The sequence below is a fragment of the Fictibacillus arsenicus genome (genome assembly GCF_001999465.1).
Taxonomy (GTDB): domain Bacteria; phylum Bacillota; class Bacilli; order Bacillales; family Fictibacillaceae; genus Fictibacillus; species Fictibacillus arsenicus.
The window spans coordinates 1198527-1213989 of the sequence record NZ_MQMF01000001.1; the positions used below are offsets into that span (position 1 = coordinate 1198527).

Annotated in this window: 20 protein-coding genes; 4 read left to right on the forward strand and 16 right to left on the reverse strand. The window is 42.2% G+C overall.

All coding sequences use genetic code 11. The features are described from left to right. From UN64_RS05865 to UN64_RS05890, 6 genes are all read right to left on the reverse strand, one after another. Complete coding sequence (locus UN64_RS05865) at positions 1 to 552, reverse strand: F0F1 ATP synthase subunit delta (RefSeq protein ID WP_077360599.1); 552 nt, start codon at positions 550 to 552, stop codon at positions 1 to 3. Beyond that, positions 549 to 1064 (reverse strand): F0F1 ATP synthase subunit B, encoded by a 516-nt coding sequence (gene atpF / locus UN64_RS05870; RefSeq protein WP_245801966.1) that lies wholly within the window; start codon positions 1062 to 1064, stop codon positions 549 to 551. Before atpF ends, UN64_RS05865 begins: the two co-directional genes overlap by 4 nt. Positions 1065 to 1173: 109 nt before the next feature. Beyond that, positions 1174 to 1389, reverse strand: a complete 216-nt coding sequence (atpE, locus tag UN64_RS05875; RefSeq protein WP_066293895.1) for a F0F1 ATP synthase subunit C — start codon at positions 1387 to 1389, stop codon at positions 1174 to 1176. Between the two features lie 83 nt (positions 1390 to 1472). Continuing rightward, positions 1473 to 2183, reverse strand: coding sequence for a F0F1 ATP synthase subunit A (atpB, locus tag UN64_RS05880; protein ID WP_077360603.1), 711 nt, complete (start codon positions 2181 to 2183; stop codon positions 1473 to 1475). 6 nt (positions 2184 to 2189) lie between these two features. After that, positions 2190 to 2573, reverse strand: a complete 384-nt coding sequence (locus tag UN64_RS05885) for an ATP synthase subunit I (RefSeq protein ID WP_077360605.1) — start codon at positions 2571 to 2573, stop codon at positions 2190 to 2192. Continuing rightward, positions 2573 to 2797, reverse strand: coding sequence for an AtpZ/AtpI family protein (locus UN64_RS05890; protein WP_077360607.1), 225 nt, complete (start codon positions 2795 to 2797; stop codon positions 2573 to 2575). Before UN64_RS05890 ends, UN64_RS05885 begins: the two co-directional genes overlap by 1 nt. 299 nt (positions 2798 to 3096) lie before the next feature. Between UN64_RS05890 and UN64_RS05895 the strand changes: the two genes are divergently transcribed. Then, on the forward strand, positions 3097 to 3504 hold the full coding sequence (locus tag UN64_RS05895) for a DUF3889 domain-containing protein (protein WP_077360609.1): 408 nt from the start codon (positions 3097 to 3099) through the stop codon (positions 3502 to 3504). 283 nt (positions 3505 to 3787) lie between these two features. Here the strand turns inward: UN64_RS05895 and upp are convergent, their stop codons facing one another. From upp to UN64_RS05915, 4 genes are all read right to left on the reverse strand, one after another. After that, positions 3788 to 4417 carry a uracil phosphoribosyltransferase gene (gene upp, locus UN64_RS05900; protein ID WP_066293906.1) on the reverse strand — a complete coding sequence of 210 codons (630 nt, stop codon included), beginning with the start codon at positions 4415 to 4417 and terminating at the stop codon, positions 3788 to 3790. A gap of 450 nt (positions 4418 to 4867) precedes the next feature. Continuing rightward, complete coding sequence (locus UN64_RS05905) at positions 4868 to 5914, reverse strand: DUF4030 domain-containing protein (protein WP_139343029.1); 1047 nt, start codon at positions 5912 to 5914, stop codon at positions 4868 to 4870. Beyond that, complete coding sequence (locus UN64_RS05910) at positions 5904 to 6476, reverse strand: sigma-70 family RNA polymerase sigma factor (RefSeq protein WP_245801967.1); 573 nt, start codon at positions 6474 to 6476, stop codon at positions 5904 to 5906. Before UN64_RS05910 ends, UN64_RS05905 begins: the two co-directional genes overlap by 11 nt. Before the next feature lie 341 nt (positions 6477 to 6817). Beyond that, on the reverse strand, positions 6818 to 8053 hold the full coding sequence (locus UN64_RS05915) for a serine hydroxymethyltransferase (RefSeq protein WP_077360613.1): 1236 nt from the start codon (positions 8051 to 8053) through the stop codon (positions 6818 to 6820). Between the two features lie 204 nt (positions 8054 to 8257). Here UN64_RS05915 and UN64_RS05920 point away from each other — a divergent pair, with 204 nt between their 5' ends. Then, positions 8258 to 8701, forward strand: coding sequence for a hypothetical protein (locus tag UN64_RS05920; RefSeq protein ID WP_077360615.1), 444 nt, complete (start codon positions 8258 to 8260; stop codon positions 8699 to 8701). 240 nt (positions 8702 to 8941) lie between these two features. Here the strand turns inward: UN64_RS05920 and UN64_RS05925 are convergent, their stop codons facing one another. Together UN64_RS05925 and UN64_RS05930 are read right to left on the reverse strand one after the other, a co-directional pair. Next, complete coding sequence (locus UN64_RS05925; protein ID WP_306460355.1) at positions 8942 to 10465, reverse strand: gluconokinase; 1524 nt, start codon at positions 10463 to 10465, stop codon at positions 8942 to 8944. Positions 10466 to 10537: 72 nt separating this feature from the next. Continuing rightward, positions 10538 to 11881, reverse strand: coding sequence for a GntP family permease (locus UN64_RS05930; protein WP_077360619.1), 1344 nt, complete (start codon positions 11879 to 11881; stop codon positions 10538 to 10540). 154 nt (positions 11882 to 12035) lie between these two features. On the opposite strand from UN64_RS05930, the gene UN64_RS05935 reads away from it, so the two are divergent. Then, positions 12036 to 12884: a MurR/RpiR family transcriptional regulator gene (locus UN64_RS05935; RefSeq protein WP_077360621.1), complete on the forward strand. Its 849-nt coding sequence runs from the start codon at positions 12036 to 12038 to the stop codon at positions 12882 to 12884. A gap of 15 nt (positions 12885 to 12899) precedes the next feature. After that, positions 12900 to 13367, forward strand: coding sequence for a GNAT family N-acetyltransferase (locus UN64_RS05940; protein WP_077360623.1), 468 nt, complete (start codon positions 12900 to 12902; stop codon positions 13365 to 13367). On the opposite strand, the gene UN64_RS05945 is transcribed toward UN64_RS05940, so the two are convergent. The 4 genes from UN64_RS05945 to UN64_RS05960 all read right to left on the reverse strand — a co-directional run bounded on the left by UN64_RS05945 (position 13364) and on the right by UN64_RS05960 (position 15384). Next, positions 13364 to 13630 (reverse strand): hypothetical protein, encoded by a 267-nt coding sequence (locus tag UN64_RS05945; RefSeq protein ID WP_077360625.1) that lies wholly within the window; start codon positions 13628 to 13630, stop codon positions 13364 to 13366. The genes UN64_RS05940 and UN64_RS05945 overlap by 4 nt on opposite strands. After that, positions 13621 to 14211, reverse strand: a complete 591-nt coding sequence (locus UN64_RS05950; RefSeq protein ID WP_077360627.1) for a TIGR01440 family protein — start codon at positions 14209 to 14211, stop codon at positions 13621 to 13623. Before UN64_RS05950 ends, UN64_RS05945 begins: the two co-directional genes overlap by 10 nt. Before the next feature lie 15 nt (positions 14212 to 14226). After that, entirely contained in the window at positions 14227 to 14667 is a 441-nt protein-coding gene (rpiB, locus tag UN64_RS05955; protein WP_077360629.1) for a ribose 5-phosphate isomerase B, read from the reverse strand. A gap of 105 nt (positions 14668 to 14772) precedes the next feature. Then, positions 14773 to 15384 (reverse strand): low molecular weight protein arginine phosphatase, encoded by a 612-nt coding sequence (locus UN64_RS05960; RefSeq protein ID WP_077360631.1) that lies wholly within the window; start codon positions 15382 to 15384, stop codon positions 14773 to 14775. Positions 15385 to 15463: the final 79 nt, after the last annotated feature.

A 15463-nucleotide genomic window follows, 5' to 3' on the forward strand; every position in this document is an offset into this window, starting at 1 on the left:
TCAGCTTCCGTTAGAAGCTAATTGACGTTCCATTCGATTCAACTTTCCGCTGATGCTTCCGTCAAAAATACGGTTGCCAATGCGGATCTTGATTCCTCCAACTAATGAAGAATCTACAATATTATTAATGCGCAACGCTTTTTTGCCGACTCGGGCAGCAAACGTCTGCTCCAGCTTCTGTATTTCTGTGTCTGATAAAGGACGAACAGAGAATACATTTGCGTCAGCAATGCCTTGTGCCTCATTTGCTAATTCAATGAACTGCGCTGCCATCTCCGTGATATATGTGTAACGGTTGCGGTCTACCATCAGGTAAACAGTGTTCATTACAGCAGGAGAAAGGTCAGCTCCAACGCTCTCTTTGATCAATTCTTTCTTCTGATCTTTAGATACTTTTGGATGTGCTAAAACTTTCTGAAGATCTTTGTTCATCTCCAGAACGTTTTTTACAAGACGCAATTCTGAAACTGTTTCTTCAAGTTTCGTAACACCAACTACTTCAAAAAGTGCTAATGCATAACGTTTTGCTACGATTGCTTGATCTTTGCTCATCGAGACTCGCCTACCTCTTGAAGGTATTCGTTAATGAGCTTCTCCTGAGAGCTTTCATCAAGTTCTTTTGCAATAACTTTAGAAGCGATCTTAACGGATAGAGCAGCAACTTCTTGACGAAGTGTAGCAACTGCTTTTTCTTTTTCAGAAGCGATCTCAGCCAATGCAGCTTCTTTCACGCGTTCAGCTTCGTCACGGGATGCTTTAATAATTGCTTCACCTTGAGCTTCGCCTTGCTTTTTCGCATTGTCGATAATTGCTTTTGCTTCTTCTCGTGCTTTCTTCAACTCTTCAACTTGAGTTTCAAGATAAGTCTTAGCTTCTTGACGGGATTGTTCAGCCGCATCAATTTCGCTGTTAATATGTGATTGGCGCTCTTTCATGATTCCCATTAACGGGCCCCATGCGTATTTGCGCAGCAATACTAATAGGATGATAAATGATACTAACTGGAAAAGGATATCTCCAGTGTTAATTCCACCTGTAGCAGCACCTAGAATTAAGGATTGCACAGCATTTCCTCCCTTCAATCGATCATACATAAGGAATGGCGAAGGGTAGTCCCTATTCGGAAACTTGCTTCGCCATTATAAAAATCGTAATAAACAATGCTTGTTATGATTACTCAGCGCCAAGAGCGATGAACGCGATAACTACACCGATGATTGGAAGTGCTTCAACTAACGCAACCCCGATGAACATTGTTGTTTGAAGAGTACCACGTAGTTCTGGTTGACGAGCAACACCCTCAACTGTACGTCCTACGATTAAACCGTTACCAATACCAGCACCAAGTGCCGCTAGACCTACCGCGATTGCAGCTGCAATAAGATTCATGATAAAATTTCTCCCTTCTGAATTCCCTTAAAATTTTTATGAAAATTGGCTCCTATATATAGAAGCTTGATTTTTCCCGATAATTAGTGATCGTGGCTTACTTTATGTGCCAAGTAAACCATTGTCAGCATTGTGAAGATAAACGCCTGGATCGCACCGACAAAGATCGAGAACCCTTGCCATACCATCATCGGCAGCAATGCGAAGACTCCTTGGAAAATACCGCTTGTACCAAGTCCTGCTAATAGTGCTAAGAGCATCTCACCAGCGAAAATGTTTCCGTAAAGACGAAGACCAAGCGTAAGGGTGTTTGCAAACTCCTCAATAATCTTCAACGGGAACAAGAACTTCATTGGCTTGAAAAATTCTGCTCCATATTCTTTGAACCCCTTCATTCTCACACCGTAATAGTGTGAAAGCGCCACTACCATAACCGCTAGAGTCAATGTAATCGTCGGGTCTGCAGTAGGTGATTTCCACCATAAATTATGGTCGACTACTACTGCAAAAGGTAATCCCAGCATGTTGGCTACGAAAATATACATGATAAGCGTAAGTCCTAAAGCAAGAAAACGTCCGCCAGTATGCCAGTCCATCGTGCTGCCTATGATTCCTTTTACGAAATCGACTACCCATTCAAGGAAGTTTTGCATTCCTCCTGGTCGCATTGACAAGGCCCGAGTAGCGAGTACCGCAATTAGGAAAACAATAACGGATGAAACTGTGATCATCAGTACGTTTGACAAGTTAAACGTCAAACCGAGAAAATCTTTAGTAACTGCACCATGTTCCACCTATGTTCACCTCTTTTCCTTTGGAGTGCGTATAGCTTGAGTTAGTGAATCTATTAACATGATAATGTAGACCGACATCAATCCCACTACCACACTTAATAAATGAAAATGTTCCGGGTATTTCATTGCGATGAGCACCGCTAACCCTGCTAATAGGAGTCTTGAAAGTGAACCGAGTGACTTCACTTTTTTTTGCTGAATCACTGCTTGTCCCATTCTTTCAATCTTCGAATACATACTCCAAAGATTATAGAGACCGAAAACAGTACCTAGAGCCAGTCCTAAAAAGATGGTTTTGTAAGGAGTGACAGCGTAACCGACGAAAAGAATCGAGAGGAGATATAATGTGTACTTTATGTATTTAAAAAACACCGATCGGTACTCATCCATTATTGCCCATCCCCTGAAAACTTCGATATTAAGCGGATCATCCCGTAAACACCTGCTCCAAGACCAAGAAACAACCCGATGATGAGGAAGATTGGAAATTCATTGCCGATGTATTCATCAAGCCATTTCCCTCCAAAAAGTCCAATCAAAATGCAGCCAACAAGCTGAGAGAGAATGCCAGACATTAAAGCCATTGCTTTATAGGGGCGTTTCCCATTGCTCATAGATGTGGACTCCTTCCTTCTGGAAACAGGTAATTTTTTCTTAAAAAACCCTTGAAAAGACAAGAATGTAAACCTTACCATATTCCCTTTGTAAGAATACAATAGTGACATTTCTATGTCAACGACTTCCGGGGCGGTTTATTAAATAAATTGTGGAAATTTTGTGGCTTGTTTCAAAGGTTTATAGTTAACATTGTGTACTATTTTTTCCTCAATTTCCCATGAAACCGGATTAAACGGAATAATATTACCTATTTGATAAATACTTACATTAAATATATGGAAGGAGCTTGGTCAAAATGAAACAAAAAGTTTTAATATTATTTGCTGTTGTTGCCATTTTCGCTGCCGGCTGCATGAACTACGACAAAAAACCGGTGGAAGAGTCCCGCGATATGAGAAATAATGTCGAGAATGATCGCGACAAACCATTGAATGTACAATATAACGATCAGACACCAACGGGCATGACACAGGTTGATTATGCAAAATGGGGTAAAATGGCCTTAGAAGAAACTAAAAAGAAGTATCCGGAAAGCCGCGTCAGCGATTATCAATATGACACGCGCAGAGTTGCCCCGGACGGGACGATCACCGATTACTTTGATTTTACGGTGTATCAGAAGAATAAGAAGCATCTCGTGAAAGTCGGCGTGATGCATGATGATGAGAAACTGATCGATATGAAGTTTGAGGAAATGGGCTAAATAGATTTTTGGCGAGGGTGGCTGACGGTTGTCAGCCTTCTTTTATTGGATTTTACGGATTTACGGTACGTGTTCTTTTATTTATTACACGTTCGCTCAAGGAAATCTCATTTCCACGCAAACATTACTTTGTTTCACGCAGAAACTCATGACTTCCACGCAGAATCTCTATCTGTCCACGCAGGATTATGTTAGTTTCACGCACACAACCTATATTCCAAAAAAACTGACCCGACAGAGGCATTTCCACCCTCGATCGAGTCAGTTTCATCATTTTTCCGTCTTATTTTGTTCCGAACAAACGGTCACCAGCGTCGCCAAGACCTGGAACGATGTATCCGTGGTCGTTCAGCTTCTCGTCTAATGCAGCCAAGAAAATATCCACATCAGGGTGCTCGTCCTGGATCACTTTTACACCTTCTGGAGCAGCAACTAAGCACATAAGCTTAATGTTTTTCGCACCGCGGTTTTTAATAGAAGTGATCGCTGCAGATGCAGATCCGCCTGTCGCAAGCATCGGATCAATCACGATAAAGTCGCGCTCTTCTACATCGGAAGGAAGCTTTACGTAATATTCGATCGGTGTCAGCGTTTCAGGATCGCGGTATAGACCGACATGTCCTACTTTTGCCGCTGGAATCAGTTTAAGAATGCCGTCTACCATACCAAGACCGGCACGAAGGATAGGTACTAGCCCTAATTTTTTTCCGGCGATTGTTTTCATTGTCGCTTCAGCAACTGGCGTCTTCACGGTAACTTCCTGCAATGGAAGGTCACGCGTAATTTCAAAAGCCATCAGCCCAGCCACTTCATCTACAAGCTCGCGAAATTCTTTTGTACCCGTTCTTTCATCTCGAATGTATGTCAATTTATGCTGAATTAACGGATGATCAAGGACATATACATTGCTCATGTTTAAAGCACCTCTCCTTTTATGTAACTTTTATTGGCGTTTCTAAAAAAGCATCTCTAGCATTGTACAGAAAAACATGGTGCACTTCAAGGAAAATCAGCGGTAATATTCCCGCAATATGTACTCCAAATATTTCTTGTTCAGCTCACTTGTTACTATTCCCCTTTTTGTGGGATGAAACCATGAAAAAAAGGATAAATATTGACGCGAGTACTCATCATTCTTTTTCACAAATACATTTTCTTTCTATTTGTTGAGGCAAGTAAAAATTAGGAAGTTAGACCGAACAAAAATTTGCCGAAACCGTACAAAAATAGCGCGTTACCATACAAAAAATAAGAGCCACCGTACAATTATGAATTTAATGAAATTTAGTGTCCGCCTTAGAAAGACAGCGGTCATAACTACCAATGAAAAAGAGACCGCAGCACCGCGATCTCTTTTTTTACCTTAATTTAATTTCTTTTGATCTTTGCTGCGGATTGTGATCGTATAAGAATCGCCTTTTACCTTTTCTTTCATTTCGTCTGTTTTCAGATAGTCTTCAATCACTTTCTCAAGCTGTTCTGCATGCTCTTTTGAATCAGGATCAGTGCTTTTTAAAGAAGTTTTAAAAATGATTTCAGGTGATGGGTAGACAGAGTACGCCAGACCGGTTACTTTATACACTTTTTTGCCCATTAAATCCTCGCCAACCATTGTAAGGATCTGTCCCCATCTCCAATCCTGATCTCTTTTCTTCATATTTATTTTTTTAATCTTAATCGTGTAAGACTCATTCGTATGAGCGCTAACAATCTTTTGAACTTGTTGTTTCATTTCATCTGTTCTTTCAACCGTGTTTGGAACTTCCATCTCGATTATTTTTTTATTGGAGTCGATCCCTAAACCTTCTAATTGATACTCTTCACGCTTCTTATTGATAGCCGTTAATATATTCTCATCTTGTTCTGCTTGTTTTTCCTGCTCTTGCATAAACTTTTTGTCTTCTTCACTTAAGATACGTTCCTGATATTTACCTACCTTAACGGAATATGCATCATAGCCTCGGGATTTCAAAATCTCTGCAGCCAAAGATTGGACTTCGTTTTTCACTTTTTCGAAATATTGATCATCGCCTTGTATATCAATAAATATTTCTTTTTTCCCTTGATAAGAGGCACCTACTCCGCTTATTTGATATCTTTCTTCCTTCAGTTTTTCATGGATGACATAACCGATATTTTCAGATTCAAAGTACTGTCCTAAGTACGGAATCTTTGCGGCCATTTTTGCCATTGCGGGAGAAACGAATGCTGAGCCGATAAATAATGCAAAAAGAAGTACAGCAGCAGCAGTAAGGTACATGAATCTCTTCCCCAAATGGTTCCTCTTGCTGGTAAAGCTTCGTCTTTCTATCCGGTCATGTATTTTCCGCTCCAGGTTTTGATCGAATGTAACATCTGATAATACTGTATTTGTCATGCTTCCCCTTAATTTTTTCAGCTTATCTTCCATGACTCCCACCTCTTTCATACATTTTCTTTAAAAGATCTCTGCCTCTGTGCAGTCTCGTTTTTACCGTGTTTGTTTTTATTGATAGAAGGATGCTGATTTCATCCAGTTTCAAGTTTTCAAAATAATAAAGGTATATCACTTCTCTGTACTTGATGGGCAAAGCCAGGACTTTTAGTGAGAGCTCATTTTCGTCTGATTTCTTAATAAAGGAATCTTCTGGTGTCTGCTCAGTAGAAAAATAGTGATCAAATAAAGATTGTGTGAGTTTCTTATACTTGTACGCACGTGACTTCAAGACATCTTTACATCGGTTGCTCGCAATTCGGTATACCCATGTTTTTATTGAAGATTCTTCCCGGAAAGTATCCATCTTTTCGTAACAGCTGATAAATACATCCTGTGTAATCTCCTCTGCTAGGCTTTTATCTTTTACATAAGAATAAGCTAACCACAAAACACTTTGTCCATACTCTTTCATAAGACTGTCAAGGTCGCATTCCTTTCTCTGTATGAGATCATAGCCGGTATGCTGACCAGCTTCAGACTTTATGTGATTAATCAAAGTCGTACCTCCTTTTCTACAGATACAGACGACATTTTTTTTAAACGGTTCCGTAAAATATAAATTTTTTTATAAAAAAAGAAGTGTCGTTAAAAAACCGACACTCCTAACATACACTTTTTTACAGCAAGGTGTAATGAGCATTCTACCTTTCCGCTCCACCTGATAAATTCACTTAACTACACGACCGAAACGACTGAAACACCCAACAATACATACACCGGCGTCATCATTCACCTAACATCTTTATTTAAAATTTTCCCATAATATGAGTTTCATTAAGAAAACAAGAACCCTTCCGCCAATCGGCAAAAGGGTTCTGGTTCTAATCAAATCTATTTTTATTCGTAAAGCTTATATTTACCTGCTAGCTTCCCAACACGTGCTTCCGCATCTTTCAATACATCTGCATCTTCAACGTTCTTCAATACGGATGCCATGATCGATGCGATCTCATCCATATCTTCTTCTACAAAACCACGGGAAGTAACGGCTGCAGTTCCGATACGAATTCCGCTTGTTACAAACGGGCTTTCCTGATCAAATGGGATCGTGTTTTTGTTCACTGTGATTCCGATATCATCAAGCGCTTTTTCAGCTACTTTTCCTGTTAACGCAAGCTCGCTCACGTTGATCAGGATCAAGTGGTTATCTGTACCATCAGAAACTAGCGTAAGTCCTTCTTTTTTAAGAGACTCAGCAAGGCGCTTCGCGTTTTTCACGATCTGCTCAGCATATACCTTAAAATCATCTGTTAACACTTCACCGAACGATACCGCTTTTGCAGCGATCACATGCATCAAAGGACCGCCCTGGATGCCCGGGAAGATGGATTTATCAATTTTTTTAGCAAATTCTTCTTTACATAAAATCATTCCGCCGCGCGGTCCGCGAAGCGTTTTGTGTGTTGTCGTCGTTACAAAGTCAGCATAAGGAACTGGATTCTGGTGAAGGCCGGCTGCTACAAGACCAGCGATGTGGGCCATGTCCACCATAAGGTAAGCTTCCACTTCATCAGCAATTTCACGGAACTTTGCGAAATCGATCGCACGCGGATACGCACTCGCTCCAGCGACGATCAGCTTCGGACGGTGTTCAAGCGCTTTTTGACGAACATCCTCATAATCGATGACATTCTTCTCTTTATCAACTCCGTACTCTACAAAATTGTATTGAATGCCGGAAAAGTTAACAGCACTTCCGTGAGTTAAATGGCCGCCATGAGAAAGGTTCATACCAAGAACGGTGTCACCTTGCTCTAAAATTGTGAAGTAAACCGCCATGTTGGCTTGTGCACCAGAGTGCGGCTGAACGTTGGCATGCTCGGCACCAAAGATTTTCTTCGCGCGGTCTCTTGCCAGGTTCTCAACCACATCCACGTGTTCACATCCGCCATAATAGCGTCTTGACGGGTAGCCTTCTGCGTATTTATTCGTTAAAACGGAGCCTTGAGCTTCCATTACGGCTTGGCTAACAAAGTTTTCAGAAGCAATCAATTCGATTTTTGTACGCTGGCGATGCAGTTCATCCATGATGGATTGGTAGACTTCTTGATCAGCTGTTTTCAAATGGTTCATTTTCGCTTCCCCCTTACCTTATGTGAAAAAACTATTATGATTGTAACATACCCTTCTATCTTACACATTTATGCTGTCAGTTGTAAGAGGAAATGCACAATCTTTCACAAAGGTGTGAAAATTCATTTTATTTGATAGGGATGAACATGGTATGATGATACATAATAGAGAGAAACAGTAGATTTAAAAGGGGTGTCATACATCATGAAGAAAAAGTGGTTTGGAGCGAGTCTTCTCGTCCTTATGCTTGCACTTGCTGGCTGCAGCGAGGAAAATGTGAAGCCAGAAGAAAAGCCAAAAAAGGAACAAACAGAAGAGAAAACAGCTTCTGATGAAACAGCCAATCAGGCTAAAATCATTAAAAACATGCAGGAAAATGCAGTTGAATTAGATCCAAAAGCATTAGAAGCCGACCCGAAAGCTTATGAGCAAAAAATTATTAAAGCGGTTGGTACCGTTAATTCGGAAACTCCAGTCGCAACAGGCGGAAGCTTTGAGCTTAAAGTGGGAGAAACAGACTTTAAGGTTATGAACTTTACGATGAGCAAAGTCGCACCTGGTTCTGACATCATCGTCTACGGAAACGTGAAGACTGGAAAAGATGCAAAATCAGGACTTTCGTTGATCAACGCTACTTATATTGAATAGAGAAAAGGGCTTGTCAAAAGTAAGTAAACTTACTTTGGCTGCCCTGTTTTTTTACTCTTCATTGACAAGTTGATAGGAGTGTAAGATGCGAGACTCCTACGGGGACAGGTGAGACCACGACAGGCTTGATTAGCCTAGGGGGCTCACCGCACGCCCCGTGGAAAGCGAGTATCTGAAACGGAAATCAACCACTTCCAAGTACTACAATGATTGCGAAAACAGCTCCTTGTGAGTGATCCCCTATTTTTTACGTCTATTTTGAAACTCATGAATCGCCTTATATTGAGATTCCATCGCTTTGGATAAACTTTGATAGATTCCAAACATCTCTTCATAGATCTCTTTATGTTCAGCGTTCGGCATCACTTTTCCATACTGCTTCGTTTCTTCAGCCACTTCCTGTAAAACGTCTGTTTCACCGATTGCAAATCTTCCAAGCTGAACCGCTCCAAGACAAGAACTTTCTGTGTGCTCAGGAATGCTGACTTCTTTCTGAAACACGTCTGCTAAAATCTGTTTCCACACCGGTGAGTTCGTAAAACCGCCAGTCGCGAAGATCTTAACGTCTGCTTTTTCCTGCGCTTGCGTTTTCACTAGGCTATAAACTTGGTACAGATTGAAGATCGTACCTTCTAATACCGCTCTTACCATATGATCTTTTTTATGGCGAAGCGTCAAACCGATAAAAGAACCTTTTGCCTGCGCATCCCATAATGGGGCACGTTCACCCGTTAAATGGGGCAGGAAAATCAAGCCATCACTGCCTGGGGATGCGGCATCAGCTCGTCGGGAAAGCTCTTCATACGACCCTTCGATTTCATCTTCTGTAAAAAGGTCGTGAACCCATTGAAAAGCGATACCCCCATTATTCACCGGACCGCCTGAGACCCAGTACTTTTCGGTCAGGGGATAGCAAAACGTTCTTCCCTCTGCATCTAAAATCGGCGTCTTTGAAATTGTCCTGATCGCTCCGCTCGTTCCGATCGTTACCGCAACATCTCCGGGTGAAATCGCACCGACTCCAAGATTAGATAGCGGGCCATCTGTCGCTCCGATCACTACTTTTACAGAGGAATCGAGTCCGCTCAATTTTTCTAGTGTCTCAGAAAGGCTGTCCCAGTAAAATGTCGTAGGCTGGATCACAGGCAGCTGTTCAGGAGTAACTCCCGCCATCTGTAAAGCTTCTTCATCCCACTCGAGTGTGTTCATGTTCCACATACCCATTGCAGCAGCCGACGCATAATCGGTTGCCCATTCATCGAACCAGCGATACAGTATATAATCTTTTATACCAACAAACTTTACTGCTTTTTGAAAAATCTCCGGCTGCTCATTCTTCAGCCACTGCAATTTAAACAGAGGTGTCATCGGGTGCAGCGGCACGCCTGTTCTTTTATATAAATCTAATCCTTCAGCGCTGGATCTCACCGCAAAAGCATATGACTCACTGCGCGTGTCTGCCCACGTGATGCTGTTCGTCAGCGGTTTTCCATCCGAATCCACCGCAATAAGAGAATGCATCGCCGTACTGAATGAGATAAAGCCAATTTTTTCAGCGAGATCCCCGCTCTTTCTTACCGTCTCTCTTAAAGAATAAACGACTGCTTCATAAATCTCATCAGGTCTTTGTTCCGCAGCACCGGGAACCTCTGCGAGCAAAGGGTAACTTTTTGCATGATGAGCAACAGCCGCTCCTTTTTCATCAAAAAGGACGACCTTCGTGCTTGTTGTTCCTATATCAATGCCGATCGCATAACTTTTCAAAATCTATTCTCCTTTCAAACCGTTCACAAAAGGGAGCAGCATTAGTATGCCCTCCCTCTATTAACCACTATCCTATTGTATAAAGAATCCTAATACAAATACGACCGTAAATCCAGTTAATGCAATAATCGTCTCCATGATTGTCCAAGAACGCAATGTATCTCTTACATCCAATCCAAAGTATCGGTTTACAAGCCAGAAGCCTGAGTCGTTAACGTGCGACAGAATCGTTGCACCCGCTGCGATCGAAATAACGATCAAACCTAGTACTGGTCCTTCTAAACCTAATGTGTCGATTAGCGGAGAGATCAATCCAGCTGCTGTAACCATCGCAACCGTCGCTGAACCTTGTGCAACACGAACGATCGATGCGATCAGGAACGCTAGTAAGATTGGAGGCAATGCTGAACCCGCCATCATGTCACCTAAAACTTTACCAACACCTGAATCGATCAAGATTTGTTTAAAAACACCACCTGCACCTGTAACTAAGATAATAATCCCAGCTGGTTCAAGCGCTTTTGTTGCGATGCTCTGAATCTCGTCACCGCTGTATCCTCTTCTAACACCTAGGAAGTAGAATGCGAGCAATGTCGCGATAATCAGCGCTACGAACGGATGACCAAGGAATGTTAATACAGAACGCACTGTGTTTCCTTCTTCTAATAAAACGCCTGAAACTGTGTTCGCTAAAATCAGTACAAGCGGAATGAAGATTAAGCTTGCGATCATCGCAAAGCTTGGAAGCTCTTTGTCATATTGCTTTTCTTCAAGCTCCATATAATCCGGCACAGATACATGAATCTTTTTCGCAATGTATCTACCAAATACAGGTCCAGCCAAGATTGCAGAAGGAATACCTGCTAAAACACCAAATAAGATAACCCAGCCAAGCTCAGCTCCTAAAAGGTCAGCGACCGCGATCGGTCCTGGTGTCGGCGGTACAAAACTGTGTGTTACCGCTAACCCTGCTAAAAGTGGAATACCGTAATAAAGCAATGAACGACCTGTCTTTTTCGCTAAACCGTAAACGATCGGAACTAAAATAATGAAACCAACATCGAAAAATACCGGAATCGCAACGAGGAAACCTGTCAACGTAAGCGCCCATTGTGCTTTATCCTGACCAAACTTTTTCACCAATGTCTGCGCAAGACGTTCAGCACCGCCTGACACTTCAAGCATCTGTCCAAACATCGCACCAAGTCCAACGACAACAGCTACGAATCCTAGGGTACCGCCCATTCCGTTCGTGATAGACTCTATGACTTTATTAAGCGGCATGCCAGCTGCTATACCTACCAGCAAAGATACAAGAAGGAGCGCAACAAATGCATGCAGCTTTGTTCGAATAACTAAAAATAAGAGTGCAAAAACACCAAGTAGTGCAACGAGAATCAATGTAGATCCTGACATACTTATCATCCTTTATATATTAAAATTTTTTTCATGTAACGGTATTTTATAATAAAATTTTTTTATTGTAAACGTTTTCAAGAAAATTATTTTCAAGATTCTTTTTCTACGCTACACTTAACTTACTAACCTTTTCTTAAAAAGGAGTCTACCTATGAATCACCAATCTTGTATTTTACGTATAAAATCGTCCTATTTTTCTTTCAGCGAAAAAGAAAAGCAAATCGCAGACTACGTCCTGAAAGATCCAAAACAGATGGTTCATAAAAGCATCAATCAAGTCGCAGATGATCTCGATGTGGCGGATGCAACGGTGTTCCGGTTCTGTAAGCGACTGGGCTATAAAGGCTATCAAGCGATGAGGATCGCTCTTGCCGCCGACATCGTGACACCGATAAAAGATATCCACGAGCAGATCCTGGAATCAGATGCTGAGATCGATATTGCATCAAAAGTCGTGAAATCCAATATCCGCACGTTGGAAGAAACGTTAAATATCATGAACAGCGAAGTTTTAGAGCGTGCTGTTTCTGTTTTGAATGCGGCCCGGAAAATCGATTTCTACGGAAACGGCGGCTCAGGTGTCATCGCGATGGACGCTCATCATAAATTTATCCGGACAGGCAAAAGCAGCTCCGCATACAGTGACACGCATATGCAGCTCATGTCCGCGTCACAGCTGACTGATCAGGACGCTGCGGTTTTTATCTCTCACTCAGGTACAAACAAAGATCTGCTGGAGGTTCTTTCCGTTGCGAAGGAAAACGGTTCTGTATGCATCGCAATCACAAACTATGCGACGACCCCATTAAGTAAACAAGCTGACCTTGTTTTTTATACGGTCTCAGAAGAAACTGCTTACAGGTCTGAAGCATTGTCTTCGAGAATCGCACAGCTAACGATTGTTGATCTGCTATTCGTGAACTTTATGATGAGAAATAAAGACAGAGTGCAGGATTCTATCCAAAGAATGCGGAATGCTATCTCTATTAAAAAAATGTAAAAGGAGAAATAAAAGATGGCCGCTTTTCAAATACGTCCTGTCGTAAAAGAAGACCTCGAGCAGCTGAAGGGCTTGATGCTCGCTTATATTGTTGATTTTTATAAAGGTAAAAAGCCTGAGGATACTCAGTTGGAGAATCATATCTTGCATCTGCTAAACTCTAAGGAAGCAGGAACACAGTTTGTTGCGGTTGGGGAGGATGGAGCGCTTGCCGGTTTCGCTACACTCTATTTTTCGTTCAGTACCACTCGTGTGCAGAAAATCGCCATTTTGAACGACCTATTTGTAGATTCAGCGTATCGCGGATCAGGATTAGGAGAGAAATTGTTTCAGCATGTCGTGGATTATACGAAAAAGGAAGGCTATGCGTACATGACCTGGCAAACCGCAGTCGATAACACGTCTGCACAAGCACTTTACAAGAAAATGGGCGGAAAAAACATCAATTCAGAGTGGATTCATTACGAGATCGAACATAATTAGGGGGCTTGGCGGTCGCCAAGCTTCAGTTCATTGGTTTTGAGGGCACTAGAACGGCGCAAAAGAAGCCTTGTTAACCGTAATCCCACGAAAAACACCCATGAATCCACAAGTTTTGGGCTTGAATCCAAAAATTTTTGTGCTGAATCCAAAAGTTTTGGCTGTTTATCCACGAGTTTACAATCCTCGACAGGGTTCGACAGCCACACACTCAAACTAAAACTAAAAAAGCCCTCATCAAGAGGGCTTTCCTTCGTTAAAAACACCGTATGTCTTCTTTGCTTGGATAGACGGCGCGTTCGCCGCCGATCAGCTTCGGGCGGGTCTTCGCCAGTGTAACGTGCGCTTCGCCGACCTTTTTCACTTCGCTTCGAACCGGCACCGCGACATGCTTCAGGTGCATACCGATAAAGGTGTCACCGATGTCGATGCCTGCGTCGGCTTTTATATATTCAACGATCACGGGTTCGTCCATATGGTGAAATGCGTGTGTCGCCAATGCACCGCCGGCCGATCGAGCCGGAACAACCCGAACTTCTTCATAGCCTCTTCTTTCTGCTTCCGCCCGCTCCATGACGAGGGCGCGATTCAAGTGTTCACAGCACTGAACGGCAAGTGCCACTCCTGTTTCCTCTTGAAACGCTATGATACCGCGGTACAGTGCACCCGCTGTATCCATCGTGCCTGATGTGCCAATTCGTTCACCAATTACTTCGCTCGTACTTGCGCCTACTACTAATAATTGTGAAGATTTTAATTGTGCATGCTTTTGCAGATCTTGCAAAACATTCAGGACTTGGTCTTGAATCTGTTGGAGCTCGTCGCTCATTTGTGGTCTTCCCTTCATATTATGGGTTTATTGCTATTGGTCTTCGTATTGAGAGATTTTACCCACACGGCGTCCGTGGCGTCCGCCTTCATATTCTGTCGTCAGCCATACTTTTGCAATTTCCAAAGCAAGACCTGGACCGATCACACGTTCACCCATGGCAAGTACATTGCTGTCATTATGCTGTCTCGTTACCTTTGCACTGAACAGATCATGAACAAGTGCGCAGCGGATTCCTTTAACCTTGTTTGCTGCGATACTCATACCAATTCCCGTTCCGCAAATTAAGATTCCGCGATCTGCTTCACCGTTTGCTACTTTTTCTGCAACAGGAATCGCATAGTCCGGGTAATCTACAGATGTCGTACATTCGCAGCCAACATCTTCTACTTCCATTCCGAGTTCTTCTATCATAGCTATAATTTCTTTACGTAATTTTACTCCGGCGTGATCTGAACCTATTGCTACTTTCATGTTGTCTGCACCTGCTCTCTCATACTTTTTTCCATTATATTCTTAACTAGTACCCTATTCAATGCCGCTTCACGCCTATTTAGGACAGCCTCATCAGAATATGATTCACTCTTTAGTCTTATCGTCTTTTTTCACTAATTTTTCAATAAGCGCTTCAATTTCGTCCCTTGTTTCCTGATAAAGATGCAAAGGACCGCCGAACGGGTCTGAAATATCGAGTGACGGGACAGAACTCTCGAGCTTCATCCGCTTTTCAATGAGCGGCCGCACTTCTTTTTCAAACTCTTTCTTCACATCTTCACTGTTATGATCTTTTGACATATATTGCAGTTTCAGCATTTCAATTTCTGTATACAGCTCGTAAATCTCTTCAATTTTCTTCAGATCCTCGTCGTCCATAACGTATTCTTTTAGCGTATATGTTTTATTGACGGCATCCGGCCATCTTCCAACGAGGGCATGTTTATGATTTTCAGTCATCGTTAAAATGAGATCCGCCCACTCGATCAAGTAATCAGAAACACCCTGAGATTGATGATTCTCTTTGATCTTCCTCTCAGAAAGAGCCTGTGTTGCATTCGAACTCATAACTGCGCCGTTTCCAGCAAATACTCCTGCAGATTTCACGTGGAATCTTCCCTTTCCTTTTTCCCGTAAAATCGCTTCAGCCATCGGACTGCGGCAAGTGTTTCCTGTACAAATAAATAACACGTTCATGGAGTGTTCACCTCATATTCTAGCTTTCCCCATTTTTATAGAGAGTAACGTTTTTTTATTAGTATATCACCGGATTCTT